Origin of the sequence: Aquimarina algicola, from assembly GCF_006443095.1 — a bacterium.
GTDB lineage: Bacteria > Bacteroidota > Bacteroidia > Flavobacteriales > Flavobacteriaceae > Aquimarina > Aquimarina algicola.
Window position 1 is genome coordinate 481,591 of sequence record NZ_VFWZ01000003.1, and the last position, 19,336, is coordinate 500,926.

10 protein-coding genes are annotated in these 19,336 nt (G+C 32.7%); 7 read left to right on the forward strand and 3 right to left on the reverse strand.

Annotation, left to right across the window (positions count from 1 at the left end; translation table 11 throughout):
* Positions 1 to 2 precede the first annotated feature (2 nt).
* The 3 genes from FHK87_RS12960 to FHK87_RS12970 all read left to right on the forward strand — a co-directional run bounded on the left by FHK87_RS12960 (position 3) and on the right by FHK87_RS12970 (position 7,475).
* The gene (locus FHK87_RS12960; protein ID WP_140593571.1) at positions 3 to 3,509 is read left to right on the forward strand and encodes an efflux RND transporter permease subunit; all 3,507 of its coding nucleotides are present in this window, start codon (positions 3 to 5) and stop codon (positions 3,507 to 3,509) included.
* Between the two features lie 236 nt (positions 3,510 to 3,745).
* Positions 3,746 to 6,730 carry a sensor histidine kinase gene (locus FHK87_RS12965; RefSeq protein ID WP_140593573.1) on the forward strand — a complete coding sequence of 995 codons (2,985 nt, stop codon included), beginning with the start codon at positions 3,746 to 3,748 and terminating at the stop codon, positions 6,728 to 6,730.
* Positions 6,705 to 7,475: a LytR/AlgR family response regulator transcription factor gene (locus tag FHK87_RS12970; RefSeq protein ID WP_226294226.1), complete on the forward strand. Its 771-nt coding sequence runs from the start codon at positions 6,705 to 6,707 to the stop codon at positions 7,473 to 7,475. The genes FHK87_RS12965 and FHK87_RS12970 overlap by 26 nt, the downstream gene beginning before the upstream one ends.
* Positions 7,476 to 7,604: 129 nt before the next feature.
* Here the strand turns inward: FHK87_RS12970 and FHK87_RS12975 are convergent, their stop codons facing one another.
* The 3 genes from FHK87_RS12975 to FHK87_RS12985 all read right to left on the reverse strand — a co-directional run bounded on the left by FHK87_RS12975 (position 7,605) and on the right by FHK87_RS12985 (position 14,087).
* Positions 7,605 to 9,191, reverse strand: coding sequence for a DUF5018 domain-containing protein (locus FHK87_RS12975; protein WP_140593575.1), 1,587 nt, complete (start codon positions 9,189 to 9,191; stop codon positions 7,605 to 7,607).
* Positions 9,192 to 9,680: 489 nt separating this feature from the next.
* Positions 9,681 to 11,039 (reverse strand): RagB/SusD family nutrient uptake outer membrane protein, encoded by a 1,359-nt coding sequence (locus FHK87_RS12980; protein WP_140593577.1) that lies wholly within the window; start codon positions 11,037 to 11,039, stop codon positions 9,681 to 9,683.
* A 15-nt stretch (positions 11,040 to 11,054) separates the two neighbouring features.
* Positions 11,055 to 14,087 carry a SusC/RagA family TonB-linked outer membrane protein gene (locus tag FHK87_RS12985; protein ID WP_140593579.1) on the reverse strand — a complete coding sequence of 1,011 codons (3,033 nt, stop codon included), beginning with the start codon at positions 14,085 to 14,087 and terminating at the stop codon, positions 11,055 to 11,057.
* A gap of 319 nt (positions 14,088 to 14,406) precedes the next feature.
* On the opposite strand from FHK87_RS12985, the gene aspS reads away from it, so the two are divergent.
* From aspS to FHK87_RS13005, 4 genes are all read left to right on the forward strand, one after another.
* On the forward strand, positions 14,407 to 16,155 hold the full coding sequence (gene aspS, locus FHK87_RS12990) for an aspartate--tRNA ligase (protein WP_140593582.1): 1,749 nt from the start codon (positions 14,407 to 14,409) through the stop codon (positions 16,153 to 16,155).
* A gap of 87 nt (positions 16,156 to 16,242) precedes the next feature.
* The gene (locus FHK87_RS12995) at positions 16,243 to 18,030 is read left to right on the forward strand and encodes a chloride channel protein (protein ID WP_140593584.1); all 1,788 of its coding nucleotides are present in this window, start codon (positions 16,243 to 16,245) and stop codon (positions 18,028 to 18,030) included.
* 153 nt (positions 18,031 to 18,183) lie between these two features.
* Complete coding sequence (locus FHK87_RS13000) at positions 18,184 to 18,492, forward strand: hypothetical protein (RefSeq protein ID WP_140593587.1); 309 nt, start codon at positions 18,184 to 18,186, stop codon at positions 18,490 to 18,492.
* A gap of 517 nt (positions 18,493 to 19,009) precedes the next feature.
* On the forward strand, positions 19,010 to 19,267 hold the full coding sequence (locus FHK87_RS13005; RefSeq protein WP_140593589.1) for a hypothetical protein: 258 nt from the start codon (positions 19,010 to 19,012) through the stop codon (positions 19,265 to 19,267).
* Positions 19,268 to 19,336 lie beyond the last annotated feature (69 nt).

A 19,336-nucleotide genomic window follows, 5' to 3' on the forward strand; every position in this document is an offset into this window, starting at 1 on the left:
CTATGGAAGTTAATAAGAAAAAGGTAGATAAGGAGTTTAAATTATCCTCGTGGGCAATAGACAACCCAACTACCATTTATGTAATGATTGCCATATTCTTGTTTTTAGGACTATCTGCATATTTTGCTATGCCGAGAGAAAACTTTCCTGAAATCAATGAAACAAAAATATACGTAAGTGTTCCGTATCCCGGTAATACCGCTGAAGATATCGAACGTTTAATTATAGATCCATTAGAAGATAAGCTCAAAAACGTAAGTAATGTTGTAGAGATTGTATCTACATCACAAGAAGATTATGGTATTATCACTGTAGAGTTTGAAGAAGAACTTACAGTGGCAGAAGCAAAACAAAAGGTTAAAGATGAAGTAGATTCTGAAAAAGCGAATGAAGATTGGCCAACTTTTAATGGAGCAAAAGTAGAACCGAATGTTTTTGATCTAAGTATCTCTGAAGAGACACCGATAATGAACATTAATATCGCGGGGGATTATACTGTAGAGAAATTAAAAGAATTTGCAGAATATCTCGAAGATGAAATTGAAGATTTACCTGAAATCAAAAAAGCTGAAATACGTGGTGCACAAGAAAAAGAAGTAGAAGTAGCTGTAGATATCTACAAAATGATGGCTGCCAAAGTAAGCTTTGATGATGTTATAAACACTATTCGAAATGGTAATATGACCATGTCTGCAGGTAATATGATTACAAGTGGACAAAGGCGTACTATTCGAATTTTGGGAGAAATTGACAAACCCAGACAACTAGACGACTTTGTGGTAAAATCACAAGATGGAGCTGTCTATCTTAGAGATATTGCCAAAGTAACTTTTAAAGAAGAAGACAAAACTACTTATGCAAGAGAATTTGGTCATAATGTTGTGATGCTTGACGTTATGAAACGTTCTGGTAAGAACATGATCGAAGCTGTAGAAAAAATCAATGTAATTTTAGAAAAAGCAGAAGAAGATATTTTTCCTAAAGACTTGGATATTTCTGTAGCCAATGATCAATCTGAAAAAACTAACAACCAAGTAAGTGACCTTGTAAATAACATCATTTTTGGTATCATTCTAGTTGTTGGTGTACTTATGTTTTTCTTAGGATTTAGAAATGCACTATTTGTAGGCTTTGCAATACCAATGTCGATGTTTATGTCCTTTATGATTCTTTCTGCTCTAGGATATACAATGAATACTATGATTCTTTTTGCATTGATCATGGGACTAGGGATGCTAGTAGATAATGGTATTGTAGTGGTAGAAAATGTATTCAGATTGATGGAAGAAGAAGGAATGTCTCGCATAGAAGCTGCCAAAAAAGGTATCGGAGAAATTGCATATCCTATTATTATTTCTACTGCTACCACAGTTGCTGCCTTTATTCCATTAGGAATGTGGCCGGGGGTTATGGGAGAATTTATGATTTACTTTCCAATAACCTTATCTGTAGTGTTAGGTTCCTCTCTTTTTGTTGCGATTTTTATCAATTCAATGCTGGTTTCTCAATTCATGGAAATTGGTGAGAAAAAATTAACTCGTAAGCAACTTATCCGATTAAGTATTATTCTAGGTGGGATTGGTACTTTTATTTTAATTATCGGTGGTCAAGTACGAGCCCTCGGAAGCCTAATGATTGTTACTGCAATTATGTTTTGGATCTATAGATATGTGCTTAAAGGTGCTGCTAATTTTTTCCAAAGAAGAATATTAACATGGCTTGAAAACAAGTATCAGCTCTTTTTGACCTTTGCTTTAAAAGGTTGGCGCTCTTATGGATTCGTGATCGGAACCTTTATTTTACTATTTGTGGTATTTGCCATGTTTGGTCAATCAGTAGGTAGTCAAAGAACTAAAGTTGAGTTTTTTCCTGATAATAAGCCTAACCAAATCATCGTATACATTGAATATCCACAAGGTACAGATATTGATAAAACCAATGCTATCACAAAAGAAATTGAGCAACGTGTATATGCCGTTGTAAACGACAAAGAGTATATAGAAGGACAAAGCTATAATTTCTTGGTAGAATCTGCGGTATCGCAAGTAGGTGAAGGAGCAGGTAATCCACAAACAGATGGTGGTAGTAATGCAGAAATGCCACATCGTGCAAAAATTACTGCTACGATGAGAGAATTTAAATTTAGACAAGGTAAAGATTCTGAAATATTACGAAGTAAAGTTCAAGAAGCTCTTAAAGGAATTTATCCTGGAGTTGCAATTTCTGTAGAAAAAGATGCCGTTGGACCTCCTGCCGGATACCCTATTAACATAGAAATAGAAGGACCAAACTATGATGAGTTAATTAATATCGCAGAACAGATGCGAAACTTTATTAACGAAAAGAACATTCCTGGGATTGAAGAACTTAAGATTGATGTTAATAAAGGAAAACCGGCCATGCAAGTAGTGGTAGACAGAGAAAAAGCTGGTGAATTAGGCGTTGCAGCAGGGCAAGTCGGTAACCAATTACGTCGCTCTATCTTTGGAGAAAAAGCTGGTGTGTATAAAAAAGATGGTGAAGATTATGACATTTATGTTAGATTCAATGAAGATAACCGCTATAATACAAGTGCTTTATTCAATCAGAATATCACATTTAGAGATCAAGCAACCGGAAGGTTGAAAGAAATTCCTGTTTCTGCAGTTGCTTCACAAAAAAACACCTCATCTTTTAGTGCGATCAAACATAAAGACACCAAAAGAGTGGTAACTGTATATTCAGGACTTCAACCCGGATTTACAGATGCAGGAGCTATCGTATCGCAGATACAAACCGAAATGGCAAGTTTCCCTGATTTACCCGGAAATGTAAAAATTGATTATACTGGTCAGATCGAAGAACAAAACAAGCAAATGTCATTTTTGATGGGAGCCTTTTTCTCAGGATTAGGATTGATAATGCTTATTTTGATCTTCCAGTTTAGTTCTGTGTCAAAACCAACAATCATCATGATTGCTATATTCTTAAGTTTTATTGGTGTATTTGGTGGTATTTTGATTACAGGAGCACCTTTTGTTATCATGATGACAATGATGGGAATCATATCATTAGCAGGGATTGTAGTAAATAATGGAGTAGTTTTACTGGATTACACACAATTGTTAATCGATAGAAAAAAGGTAGAGCTTAATGTTCCTGAAAAAGATCTATTACCAAATGAAGAAGTTATGCAACTTATTATTAAAGGTGGTAAAGCTCGTCTAAGACCTGTATTATTGACTGCAATCACAACAGTATTAGGATTGATACCCCTAGCTATTGGTTTTAATGTTGATTTCTTTTCATTATTCAGTACTGGTAATCCAAAAATATACCTTGGTGGAGATAACGTAATTTTCTGGGGTCCATTAGCTTGGGCAGTAATCTACGGATTAGTTATCGCCACTTTCTTAACGCTAATTATAGTACCTTGTTTATTTTATATTGTAAACAGAGTAAAAGTTAGATTCAGTAAAAAGAAAGTTGTAGAAGTACCTATAGCATCAACTAAAACTGCAACAGCTTAATCATTTTTGAAAAATTGATCTAAAAACGTCATACTTCAAGTATGGCGTTTTTTTATTATCATTACATTTTTTAAAAATATTTGGATTTCTCAGAACATTTTAAGTTTTATAAAATCAAAAGAATAATGTAGCTTCATATAGTCATAAACAATATTCAGAAATTGAGAGTGTATTTTCAGAAACAAATTAATCTATATTATTGAGATAATTGTATTTTTATAGGCTATGCTTTTGCCATGAATAAAGTTTTATCACTATTATTATTTTTTACTTCTTTACTTTATTCTCAGCATCCATGTTTTTATCATTTAACTGAAAAAGATGGACTACCAGACTTTGAGTTTTATGATATGTTACTCGACAGTAATGGTTTTTTGTGGTTGGCTGCAAATAATGGATTATTTCGTTATGATGGAAAAACATTCAGAAGTTATACAAACTCAGATAATACAGGATTATCTGTATTTGGCTTATTTGAAGATAAACAACAAAGGATTTGGTGTAATAATCTGGCAGGGCAAATATTTTATGTAGAGAATGATACCCTCAATACCTTTATAGATATTAGCCACTATACAACTGCAGAACGCGTACATGAGTTTGCAATCTTTGATGATCACCTTTATATTAATTCGAACAAAGAACTATTTCAAATCAATATTAATACTCGCAAAATTGACTTTTTAAGATCAGGGAACTGCGATAATAAAGACTGTCAAACTTTTAGTCTTAAAAAAATAAAAGATCAATTATGGTATAGAAAAGGAGAAAAATCAAAAGTTTTTACTATTCTTTCTAGAGATAGAACTAGAGAAACAGTCGATATTCCTTTTTTATATTCTAGACTATTCAAAACCACAAATCATACGTTTTTAACATCTGGTCATTATACGTTTAATAAAAAATTATATTATTGGGATCAAAAAAGTCAAAGATATTTCGAAATCAAATTCCCCAAACATTTACAACCAAATCGAATCGTTGATATCAAAGAAGACAATAAAGGTTTTATTTGGTTAAGTACTAATATTGGTGCAATTCGATTTAAGTGGAAGGGTAATGAAGCAATTGGTTTCAAGCATTTGTTCCCTAACAAGTTTGTATCCAGAGTGATCCAAGATTATTCTGGACATTATTGGTTTTCTACAATCAAAAACGGTATCTATATAATACCAAATCTAGATATTATATCATACACTACTCAAAATTCGAGAATTGCAACTAATGAGATTAGGTCATTGACCAAAGACAGTGCAAGCAATCTATATTACTCTATTGATCATAAAGGGTTTGGAAAAATAGACATACAAAAAGATAGTGTTTACCCTTTTACAAAATTCTCAAAACACGTCGCTGAAATCACTAAACTAGAATATGAAAAAGATTACAACATGCTAGTATCACTTGGGCATGGTAATAATTTATATACAATAGAAGGAAAAGAAAGATTAATTAGTGAAATAGGGTGGAAAGATTATAAAATTCTCTCTAATGATTTAATACTGTTTTCATCAATAAAAGGCTCTGGCATTAAAAGAAATAATTTTATTGAACATAAAGGATCAAATTCAGACATTATAGATTATGAAAAAATATTTCGAAAAAAAAGATCGTACGTCAATCACTACAACAAAAAAGAGCACAAAATATACATAGGCTATATAGACGGATTATTTGTTTATGACAAAAAGTATAATGAAAAGAAAATACTATATAATAACCAACCTATTTTCACCAAAAACATTAAAGAAACAGATGACGGTACGATATGGGTTTCCACTCATAAATATGGTCTTCTGGGGATTAAAAATGATGAAATAGTAGAGCACTATGACAATAATAATGGATTATCCTGTATAAAGATTAGACAAATAGAAACAGATGGAAATCATGTTTGGGTTTCTACAGACAAAGCACTACAATTTTTAAAAAGAGATTCAAAAAACAGAGTAGTTACAGAGATTACAACTATCGATCGTAGTGATGGGTTACAAGCTTTAGATATTTTAGATATGCAAGTCATAAAAGACAAACTATTTCTTGCCACTCTCAAAGGTTTAATCCAAATTAATACTGAACAAAATTTTAACAATCAAATTTCTCCTTTAATTGCAATAGATCAAATTAAAATCAATCAAAGAGATACTATTCTCAAAAATAGCTATACGTTACCATATGATACTAATGTAAACATTAGTTTTAACTCTACTTCTTTTTTAAACCCAAGTGTAACAAAAAAATTTAAATACCGATTAAAAGGATCCGATATTGATTGGATTACAACTACTAGCCAACAAGTACAATATTCTTCGTTTCCTCCGGGTCAATATATTTTTGAAGCAAAAGCAGTGAATCATGATGGTATTGAAAGTGTCGAAGCACAAAAAGTCACTTTCAAAATTCTTCCTCCATATTGGGTCACCTGGTGGTTCTATGTTTTGATTGCAATTGCGGCAACTCCCTTATTATTAATTTATTTCACTATTCGAATTAAAAAAATAAAATATAGAGACCTATTAGAGCAACAAAAAAAGGATACCGAATTAGAACTCATAAACTCTAAACTTACCGCATTACAATCGCAAATGAATCCTCATTTTTTATTTAATGCACTTAATTCTATTCAAGAGTTTATATTAAATAATCAAAAATATAAAGCATCAGACTATCTTTCAAAATTTGCAGACCTTGTGCGTATCTATCTCGAATATAGCAAACGTAACATGATAAATTTGGAAGAAGAGATAGAAACCTTGCAATTATATTTAGAACTTGAAAATGCCAGATTTAATGACGAGATAGAATATGATATAGAAGTAGAAGATGATCCCTCAATCATGATTTGTCAAATTCCTCCCCTACTCATTCAACCTTATGTTGAAAATGCTATCAAACATGGTTTTTTGCATAAAGAAGGAATTAAAAAATTAGAAATATCCTTTTCTTTTTCTAAATATATAGACAATAACATAATTTGTAAAATCAGAGATAATGGTATTGGTAGAGAAGCTTCTATGCAAATCAACCATGCCAATTCACGACATAACTCTTTTGCTACTGAAGCAGGAAAAACAAGATTAGAGCTTTTAAAAACAAGGCAAAACCGCAGAGTAGGAGTACAAATCATTGATTTGAAAAAGAATACCATTGCAATAGGTACAGAAGTTATAATACGAATTCCAATTATTAAGAATCATGAAAATCGAAGCACTTATTATTGATGATGAAAACAAAGCCAGAGCTTTATTGAATACTATACTAAAAGAATGTTGCCTGGAAATTACAGAGGTTTATGAAGCAAAAGATCTTCTAGAAGGAGTTTCGCTAATCAAGCAATACAATCCCGGTATTGTATTTTTGGATATTGAAATGCCTAAATACTCCGGTCTCAAAATTTTAGAGTTTGTAGACAGAAAAGACTTCAACTTTGAGATTGTTTTTACAACTGCGTATAGCAAATATGCAATAGAAGCTTTTCAATTATCAGCAGTAGATTATCTTTTAAAACCAATACATTGGAAACAAGTCCAAGAAGCTGTTCAAAAAGCTACAATACTTTTAGAAAAAAATCAAACTTATGAAAGATTACTTGGGTTATCCCATGTACTTTCTAATCCTTCTTCTTATCATAAAATAGCACTCCCTGTAAGCGATGGAGTTCGGTTTCTAGAGCTAAATGACATCATATGTTTTGAAGCAGATGGGATGTATACCAAAGTTTATATTTTGAATGATGAGGACATCTTGATCAGTAAACCCTTAAAACATTTTGAAAATCTATTGCGTAAAACCTCTACTTTTTTCAGACCTCATCGTTCTTATCTTATTAATATTACTCATGTAAAAAAATATATTAACAAGGAGGGAAATTATATACAAATGGATAATGGCGTTACTTTTTCTATTTCTCGGCAGAAAAAAGACGAATTCATTTCTTTTATGAATGTTTTTCAAAGGTCTAATTAATCATATTAAAGACTAACACCTCTATTTGATAAATTTTCTTTGAAATAAAAACATTTCAAAAAAAGAGCCACTATCAAAAGTGACTCTTTTTGTCTGAAAATTCGATTTTTTATAAACCTCAAGCTTTATCTACAAGCTATTTTTAATATCATTCTTAGCTGCATCACTAATTTCCCATTTCATATCATTCTCAAAAAAATCGATCAGGTCACGTTCTGCAGAAAGACTCCAAATTTTATAAACATTATCTCTACATTCTTGATAAGCAAATACCCCAGAGCGATTAGGTATAGAAGAATCTTTGATGTATTTATAAAAGTTTTTCATCCAGAGATCTCCTCCAAAATTTTCGTAGGAATAAATCAAGAGTCCACTCATCAAATCATTGATTGATTCCGTACTATTCCAAGGCATTAAACTTTGTTTCCATCCATAATCAAAATCATAAGACGAAGAGTTTAAATAGGTAGTAAAATTTTGAACCATTCTGTTTCGAAAACCATCCCTGTTTTGTCCAAAATAATCTAGTTCCGTATTTATAGAAGCGGTTAATATCACAGCCTGAGCATTATTCATACCCACTGTCCACCAACCGTAATTCGCGGGCTCTTCATTCATCGCCCAATCAATTTTTTTATTAAACTTAGGCAACCAGTAATTTCTATTGATTTCATACAAAAATACTTGAGGGATAGCATTAGATCCCATTGCAATATTATTGTACAAATTATCAAAAAAGGAGACTCCTGTAGACATTCCAAGTACACCGTGAGATGCCAATCCTCCCGAGCCGCAATTGTCTTTTACAATTTCAATCACTGTTTTCCCTTCATGTTCTGATGCTTTTCTCAGGTTTCTTAAACCTGTAAATTCTTGATATTTATCATCAACTTGTTGCAATAAATCTATTGCTCTATTCATAATCTGAGCATTTCTATCCGAAGATGTTTCTCCTTCTATCATAATTACTATTGATTCTCCTATCCAGGCAGTAGATTCTTTAGCTCCCACACAATGAGCGATCTGATAATTATAATTAACTAATTTTGATTCGGCAGGTTCACTATTTGAAGTTACAGTAACAACATATTCTTTTACTAGACCATTTTCTGCAGTCACTTTATAAGTTACAGGGCTCGTAAAATCTTGCATAACTCCAGAAGCAGGGCTTATGGTAGCATTTGTCGAAATTTTGATATTTGGTACTAAAGATGCCAAATTAACAACATCTATGGATAATGTAATTGTTTCGGTAAGTTCATCAATAGTTCCATCTATACCAGAAATAGTAAAACCGGTTATAGACGCATCATTAGTTTTAGTCTTTTTAACCGTTATTTGATAGTTAACTGTCGAGCCATTTTCTGCAGTTACTATATAAGTTACAGGCTTTGTAAAATCTTGAACAACTCCTGAAGCAGGACTTATAGTGGCATTAGGAGAAACCTGAATATTTGGTGTTAAAGATGTTAAATCATTTTCATTAATGATAAGTGTAATTGTTTTTGTAGATTCATCGATAGTTCCGGTTACATCTGCAATATCAAAACTTTTTATCACTTTTTGATTACTTTCTGTTTGACTACTCTCGGTTTCAGCACCTTCTATTTGATCAGTGTCTATAAAATCGTCATCACCGTTACAGGAGATAATTATAAAATTAATCATAAAGGTTACCGACAATACAAAAAATAGTTTAGCCTTATTTGTTATCATAATATTATTTTGGCAAAATGTTAATAAAATGCTAAAATATATTAACTTATTAAAATTCTTTAGGTCGACCCATACAGTTTCTATTATCAGAATAAAGTTTTTATTCCAAATTCAGCATAAAAAAAGAAAGTTCTATTGATTACTACACTCCATAAAATTGTAACAAGAATAAGGTAATCAACGTTCTAATAAATCGGTAAACTCCTCATTATAAAATTCTTAAATAACGTTTTTAGGAAGATTATTCAGCTACATATTTATATAAAGAATAGATGATTACTGTACCCAATTTTAAAATTATTAGTCACTAAAACGAATACTAAACTTTACTGGTTTTTGATATACAGAATACTACCGGTTTTAATTTTTGAAATTAGAATTCAAAAACGATATAAAGAGTCAAATTTGAGTATTATATGCGGTTTTAAGCAATAAAAAACCACTATGATAATATAGTGGTTTTTTCTTTATAAAAGTTTTAAGTCAATCTTATCGGTTTTCATTTTCCGGCGTAGGGAATTGCTCAAAAATATCATCTCCATCTCGATCTAAAGGTCTTAATTCATCAAGACGATCAAATCTTCTAAGATCAATCCAACGATGTCCCCCTTCTGCATATAAAGAATATCTTCTTTGTCTTAGAATTTCTGTCACTAATTCAGCTTGACTCGTACCTCCAGCATAATCTCCAAGTCCCGCTGCATTTCTTATAATATTTATTGCATCTACGGCAGCAGTAGGATTTGTAATATGGTTTGCTTCTGCGGCCAATAATATTAACTCTTCATTTCTTATAATAGCAACAGGCGAAGTATTAGATTCATAAATAAACACATCATGTGTACCCGTAAGGTTTGATTGTGTAAGAGGGTTTGGTTCTACAACTCCTGCTGAGTTTTCTGCCTCTCTAAAAACAACTTTGTTTAATCTAGTATCTCCTGCTTCTGCGTCGTCAATAAATGTAGGATGCGCAATTCGGGCATTAGCTCCTGTTGAATTTTTGGCAAAAAATAATGGGTTTGGAACGTCTGCACCAGTTAAAGCAAATGTGAAGTAAACACCTTTTGATAAATTACCTCCACTCATTTCCATAAAAGAATCATCAAGCAGCTCTAATACTGAGGGATAGTTTCCTCTATACGCTTCTACTCTTGCCGCAAGAGCATTAGTAAATGCGATAAACCCAGATACTCCCCCATCGCCTTCGGTTGATAAGTCATTAAAACCAGAAGGAATGCCAAATGGTAATGAATCTCCTGAATTAGATAAATCAGTAGCAGCATCAGTCAACATAGTGAAAATATCCGTTAATGCCTGTTCATAACTTACAAATGGTCCTAAATTTTCTTCATCTGCAACATCGATTCTAATCCCGTTAAGAAATTGTAAATTAAGTACCATAAGTAATTCATGTGCTTTAATTGTATTTAAAACACCACGTATTCCTGCTTTCTCTTCATCAGTAAACGTTTCTGTTGAATTTTCTAGACCTTCTAAAATCAAATTTACATTTTTGATGCTAGCATAGCGAGCTGCATAAGGATTTGTTGTATAAAATGTATTATTATCCAAAGTCCCTGTCAATAAATCAGCTGTCCATCTGGGATCAGAACTTTGAAAACGCCAATATTCTCTTCCTGCTACCGCTTGAGCATCGATTTGAGTACCTAATTGTGTTCTCATATCTGCAAAAACCCCAAACATAGCATCTCTCAATTCTCCCCTGCTTAAATCACTCGATATTGATTCTGTGCTTGGTCCATTTAAATCCTGCCCGTCTTCTACATCACAAGATATAATAAGCATTGCTACACATATATATCCTAATAATATTTTATATATCTTCATTTTCTTATGTTTTAATTAAAAGTCAACTGCTAGGTGAAACAATACCCTTTTTGATGATGGAAATGGTGTTACTTCTACTCCTGTAGATAAACCTCCTGATCCAAAATTTGATACCTCGGGATCGTAACTATTATAATCGAAAATATTAATCAAGTTATTCCCTGAAAAACCTATCTTCACTCTAGATACATTTCCTTTAAAGGCGCTATCCAAAAATTTTGTTGGTAATGTATAATATAGCCCTATCTCTCTTAATCTCAGATAAGATGCATCTTCTGTAAAAGGTGTTGCATTTCCTGATGAAAAAGCTCCTACTCTAAACGGTCCATTTGGTGTTACTCCTGCCGGGTCAAGGTCGATATCATCAAAATCCGGACTAGTTCCACCAAAATCAGTAAGCAGATTTGTTAAGTTGATATTATCTCCACCTTCTTTCCAGTGCCATAAAAAAGATAATGTAAAATCTTTGTATCTAAAGTTATTGGTAAATGTCATTTGAAAATCAGGCTCTGCGTCTCCTAAAACTACTAAATCTCCATCTGCATTATTCCCAACAATTTGAGTTACACTTTTACCTTCTTCAATTCTAAACGTACCTAGACCTGTACCAAAACTTCCTAAATTAAAAGGTGCTACATCTAACTGTGTAACTTCTGATTTATTCTTAAAAAATAACACTCCTGTATTCCATTCAAAATCTTCTCCTTGAAAAACATTTGCATTTAAAGTTACTTCTACACCTTTGTTTTCAAGATCTCCCGCATTTGCAAACTCTGTAGTGAATCCTGATGATGGTTCTACATTTGCTTGTAAAATAAGATCATCTACACTTTTGATATAATATGTGAATTCAAGATTAACTCTTCGCTTTAAAAAGCTAGCATCTAATCCTAGTTCTAATTCTTTTTGTCTTTCAGGCTCTATATTTGGGTCTCCCAAAGTTGGAGGAACCACGATACCAGCAACACCATCGATTAATGAATTAGTGTAGGTAGTAAATAAAGCTCCATTAGGCGCAAAATTACCTGCTTCTCCATAAGCTCCTCTTATTTTTAACTGATTAAGGTTTTCAGATTCCCAAAGTCCAAAGTTTTGTAAATTAACTGCTAAAGAAGCTTTTGGATAATAGAAAAACTCATTTGCATCTCCATTGTTACTAGACTTATCACCACGAATCCCTAGTGTACCGATAATTTTACCTTGGTAATTCACTTCTTCCTGAACAAAGAAACCAACATCTTCTTGTTCTTGTCTAAATTGATTTACTCCAACATTCGCAGCTTGATCCAAATTATCTTCAAAAGCAATTAGATCAGAAGCAACAGTATTCACTGTATTTCTTTCAAAAGTCAATTTGGTTGCCCCGGCCTGTGTTGTAAAATTAATATCACTATCTGTTTTATAATTATGTACCAAAAATCCAGAATAATTCGCATCTTTATTTTCTGTATCTCCTACAGCAACCAATCCATTTAAACCACCATTTGTAACCTTTTGGAATTGTAAAATCTTTGGAAAAAGAGCATTTGTTGTTAATTGATAATAATCTACCCCTCCACTTAAGATCAGTTTTAAATTAGATTTATCATTTTCAAAAAGTTTTATATCTAGGTTTCCTCCAATAATAAATCGATCAACATCTTCTCTGTTTGTGATAAGGTCTCTTGTCTGCAAAGGATTAGAAGCTGCATCTGGATTATCCGGATATACTCCTAATTCATTTGGAAAAAGATCTCTATAAGGAAGCGTAGATGTTAAAGATACTCCAATTGTGGTTCCTGAATTATCATTATTAAAGAACCCTCTATCAGCTTTTGAGTCTACATAATTTGTATTCAAAGACAATCGTATTTTATCCTTAAAAAAAGTATGATTCAAGTTAAATCGTATAGATTTTCTGGTATACCCTGTATTTTTGACAATCCCATCTTCAGCATTATTAGAAAAAGCCGCATAATATTGTGTATTTTCTGATCCCCCAGAGATACTAACATTAGTATTAGAGATAAACCCTTCTTCTCCAAAAATTTCATCTTCATAATCTATAAGTCTACCCGAATCTCGAGCAGCTCTAAAAAGAGCAACTTGATCATTTGCAGCATCTCTCGATCTTTGTTCGGCAATTGGGTCTCCAGGATTAGGGTTGAAAAAGAAATCAAAAACCCTATCTTCTGTATAGGTTCTTTGTCCTCTAGAATTGAGTATTGTATTGAACCCTACATCTTGATTAAAAGAAATTTTGGTTCTACCTTGTTTACCTGTTTTGGTTTTAATTATAATAACCCCAGCAGCAGCTCTTGCACCATAAATTGCAGCAGCAGACGCTCCTTTTAGAATTTCAACACTTTCTATATCATCTGGGTTAATATCTGCAATCCTATTTGAAGGGTTATCTTGATTAGAAGCGTTACCTCCAGCGGCAGCTCCAGAAACAGCATTTAAACCAGCTCCAGAAATACTATTATTATTAACATACACCCCATCAACAATGTATAGAGGTTGAGAATTACCATTTACAGAAGTTACCCCTCTTAGTCTAACAGAAATACCCCCTCCCGGTGCACCAGAACTACGAGTAATTTGCGCTCCTACAAATTTACCGGCAAGTGCTCCATCTAATGTTTGAGGTGGTGTAAGTTCTGCCAATTCTTCTGCAGATACCGTAGAAACAGCATTAGCTAGATTCTCTCTTTTAACCGAAGTAGCTAAACCTGTTACAACTACTTCATCCAAAGCTTCAGAAGACTCACTAACTTGTATAGTAATATCCCCAGCCAACGATACCGGAATAACTTTTTCAGCAAAACCTAGTGCAAAAACCTTTAATCTTACTGGTAAGGAGTTTACTGTAATACTAAAACTTCCATCGATATCACTAGATGTTCCGTTATTCGTACCTTCTTCAACAATATTCATAAAAGCAGCAGGCTCTCCACTGCCCTCAATGACCACTTTCCCTGTAATGGTCTCTTGCGAAAGCAAAATTGTAGGAATTAAAAATAATAATAGCAAAACCCCCGTTTTGCCCCATTGAGTTGTTTTCTTCATAATGATCTGTTTATAATGTTCCGTTAAATCTATTAAAAGATATCGATATATTAATGTTAAAACTAACAATTGTTTGCAATAAAATAAAATAAAACATACAAACACCACTACAAATAATGGCTATTTGCGAATTATTCGCAATTTTAAAAAATAGAGCAATAATAAAGAAATTGATCCCTAAGCTTTGTTAATAACAATCATTATTAATGGGAAAATATAAGTAAAGTTTACTCTATATCGACAAATAAAAAAACTATCAACTTCCTACAATTAACTTAATGAATAAATCTTCTTATTTTTGCAGCCTTAATATAAAGCTATGTACAGAAGTCATTCTTGTGGCGAGTTACGCCCCTCAGACATTAATAAAGAAGTCACCCTTTCAGGATGGGTGCAAAAAATACGTAATAAAGGATTTATGATATGGGTAGATCTCAGAGATCGATATGGGATCACTCAATTAATATTTGATGAAGAACGAACTCCTGTAGCTGTTGTAGAAAAAGCTAAAACACTAGGACGAGAATTTGTAATACAAATCAAAGGAACAGTAATCGAACGAGAGTCTAAAAATAAAAATATCCCAACTGGGGATATCGAAATACTAGTCACAGACCTTAACATTCTCAATGATGCTATCGTTCCTCCTTTTACTATAGAAGATGAAACTGATGGAGGCGAAGATATACGAATGAAATATCGATATCTTGATATTAGGAGGAATCCTGTAAAAAATAACCTGATGTTTCGTCATAAAGTAGGAATGCTCGTTCGAAACTACTTATCCAACGAAGGTTTTATAGAAGTCGAGACACCATATCTCATTAAATCTACCCCAGAAGGAGCTCGTGATTTTATAGTACCATCACGTATGAATGAAGGTCAATTTTATGCTTTACCGCAATCGCCACAAACATTCAAGCAATTGCTTATGGTAGGAGGTATGGATAAATATTTTCAAATTGTAAAATGTTTTAGAGATGAAGATCTTAGAGCAGATAGGCAACCAGAGTTTACGCAGATCGATTGTGAAATGTCATTTGTTGAGCAAGAAGATATCTTATCTATTTTTGAAAACTTAACTCGTCATCTTATTCATGAAATCAAAGGAGTAGATATATCGGATTTTCCTAGAATGACATACGACGAAGCAATGAGAACCTACGGAAATGATAAACCAGACATACGATTTGGTATGAAATTTGGCGAACTTAATGCTGTAGCAAAGCACAAAGACTTCAATGTATTCAATACCGCAGAACTTGTTGTTGGTATAGCTGTTCCTGGGGGAGCTTCTTACACCAGAAAAGAAATTGATAAACTTATAGACTGGGTAAAGCGTCCTCAAGTAGGAGCTCTGGGTATGGTTTATGTAAAATGTAATGAAGATGGCACATACAAATCTTCTGTAGATAAGTTTTATGATCAAGAAGACCTTGCAAAATGGGCAGAAACTACAGGTGCACAACCAGGAGATCTGATTTGTGTATTATCGGGTGAAACAAATAAAGTAAGAGCGCAGTTGAGTGCATTGCGTATGGAACTCGCAGAGCGTTTAGAATTAAGAAACCCAGAGGAATTTGCTCCATTATGGGTTGTTGATTTTCCTTTGCTAGAATGGGATGAAGATACACAAAGATATCATGCTATGCATCATCCTTTTACTTCTCCAAAACCAGAAGATATTACACTTTTGGATACTGATCCAGGTAAAGTAAGGGCAAATGCGTATGACTTAGTTTTAAATGGTAATGAAATCGGTGGAGGTTCAATTCGTATCCATGATAAAGAGACTCAAGCACTAATGTTTGATCATCTTGGATTTACACCAGAAGAAGCAAAGGCACAATTTGGATTCTTGATGGATGCTTTTCAATATGGCGCCCCCCCTCATGGTGGTATTGCTTTTGGATTTGATAGACTGGTATCTATTTTGGGAGGACAGGAAACCATTAGAGATTTTATTGCTTTTCCAAAAAATAATAGTGGTAGAGATGTAATGATCGATGCTCCTGCAACAATAGATCAAGAACAACTTAAAGAACTACACATAAAACTTAGTATATAACACACACTATATACATGAAAATCTAGTTATGTAGACATCCCACGTTTTGTGGGATTTTTTTTACCTTTAAATTGTTTAACCTTTATTATGCCGGTAGCATCAAAAAAAACAATACTTTATAAAATTCTCAAATGGCGGTATCGCTACATTTCTGATAAGAATTTTGTGTTGATTCTCAGCATTATTGTTGGTTTTATGGCAGGGTTGGTTTCTTTACTATTAAAGAACATGACTCACTTGATACAGCTTGTATTAGAAGGTGACATTATTCTTTGGCAAACTTCGTTTTATTTTATCATCCCAATTATTGGCCTTTTTATTGTATATATTATTACGAAATATATCACCAAGCAAGACACAGAATCTTCGATTCCACTTATTCTATATTCATTATCCAAAAAAAATGGAGTCATCAAACAAGTACAGGGGTATCTCCCCTTGATTCTTGCTCCAATTACTGTTGGTTTTGGGGGATCTGTAGGGCTTTTGGGGCCAGCCATTGGTTCTGGTTCTACTATAAGCTCTGATATTAGTAAAATATTTAAGCTCGATACTAAAACCAGGTTTTTGCTTATCGGTTGTGCCGCTGCAGGTGCCATATCTGCGGTTTTCAAATCACCGTTGGCAGGTTTAGTATTTGCAGTAGAAGTATTCAGCCTAGACCTTACCCTTACTTCTTTGTTACCACTTCTATTTGCTTCTGTATCTTCAATTATTACTTCTTACTTTTTTTTGGGAGATGAAGTTTTATTCAGATTTGATGTTCTCGAAAAATTTGACATCTACGATACTCCTTTTTATATCATTTTGGGAATAGGTACAGCCATTGCTTCAATATATTTTACTAAAATGTATTTTGGAATTCTTCATTTTTTTAATCGTTTCCCAAAAAAGATACATCGATTAATAATTGGAGGAATAGCCATAGGAATCATGTTATATTTTATCCCTCCTCTGTATGGAGAGGGACTTGGTTTTATCAATAATTTATTGCACGGCAATCATATGGCGGCAATAGGCAAAACACCATTTGATAATATCACTGGTAATGTGTGGGTTATTATTGCTTTATTAACAGGAATTACCTTTTTTAAGGCCATAGCGATGACCTCTACTTTTGCTGCAGGAGGTTCTGGAGGTATTTTTATTCCGACTATGGTCATGGGGAGTGCTCTAGGAAATGTTGTTGCCAAGGTAATCAATAATCTGGGAATAGGGTTTCAGGTTTCTGAAGCCAATTTTACCTTATTAGGAATGGCTGGCCTTATCGCAGGAGTATTACACGCTCCATTAACTTCTATTTTTTTGATTGCTGAAATTACCTCTAGCTATGAATTATTTGTACCATTGATGATTACCACAGCAATATCTTTTATTATTTCAAAAAATAAGATTGAGTATACCATTTACACTAAAGCATTAGCACAAAAAGGACAACTTTTAACTCATGATAAAGACAAGGCTGTATTGACATTAATGAACTTAGAAGAATGTATTGAAACCAATTTTATACCAGTACATCCAGAATATACACTAAAAGAATTACTCAGCGAGGCAGTTGCTAAATCCAACAGAAACCTATTTCCTGTCACAGATGATGATGGGATACTTGTAGGTCTTGTATCATTAGACGATATAAGGGATATTATGTTTGATATTTCTTTATATCATAAAGTAACCGTAAACACTCTCATGTCGCCGACAAATGCAGTGATTATTTTCGAAAATGATAATGCAAAAACAGCAATGCGCAAATTTCAGGATACAGGCGCCTGGAACCTTCCTGTAATCAGAGATGGAAAATATATTGGTTTTATTTCAAAATCAAAATTACTGACTGCCTATAGAAGAAAATTAATCTATTTTACAAGATAGATAATAATCAATTTCATATAGTTTTCTTAAACACTATCCATGTACTATTACTTCTTGATATTTTAGTTGACGATATAAATACAACTTTTTATAAGAAAGGATTATAATAGGCTTTGTAATAAAAAATCCAAAGTCATAGTACAAGAATATGTGATGAGTGATATTTATAGAAAATGTCAAGATTGTGGAACTTTTACGCTCAATGAAGACTATTGCCAACAATGTGGAGCAATTATCAATACGCAACTTAAAAGAAAATTACAAAGAGAACATCAAGCTATAGAGAGAGAAAAAAGAGCCCAATCTGAAAAACCAAATGCGGTTACTCTATTTTTTCAAAATGCAATGAACCATTCTAATATTTTTATTAGACTAATTGTAAGGTTTTTTTATTCTATATGGGTTATTGTTCTTGCTATTGGCTCTTTTATAGCTTTTTTAATAGGATATATAGCTGCGTAATGGTTAATGTATAAAGAGTATGGTCATTTTGGTTAAAAATATTCTTCGATACCTGCATAAGTCTTATTTCTACATCTTCTTGGTTGTTGGAATATGTATATATTGTGCTCAATATTTTAAAATAATACTTCCTGATGTTATCAGAAATCATGCAAACGATTTTCTTTGCATACCTATCGTACTTTTTGTTTGTCAATATGTGGCAAGGTTAATAAAAAGTGATAAACAGCTTAGAATACCTTTTATACTATCACTGGTAGTTACCCTTTTATACTGTATCTATTTTGAATACTACTTACCACAATTTAATGATCGATATACCGCAGACATTATTGATGTTATCATGTATATATTCGGTTTATTATTCTTTTATAGCATAGAATACAAAAGAACATAAAATTACTTTTTTAACCTTATATATAGTCTATCTATTCAATCAAAAACATGGTTTCATATAGCACTTAATATCAATATAATATCTATTTTTGTTTACTAATTTTATCAATGTTTCATATTTATGAAGTATGTTATTCAATTTCTTTTTGCCGCCTTTGTTATCTTGGTAAGTGTAGGGTATTACTTTAAAAATTCGGGAGATCACAGCACTGGTGATAAATTGGTTGGTATTGGGATTCTTGTAGCATCATTTATCTTAATGCCAATATTTATTTACCATACCTGGAAAAATAAAAAAGTAAAAGATTATATGCTTACTGAAGAAAATCTTAAGAAAATGAGGGATTACGAAAAGAATGTGGAAAACCGTAAGCGATAAGTTTCAAAATATTCACATTTCCATAACGATTCCTTAAAAATTTAAAACTACCTTTAAGAATCAAATATT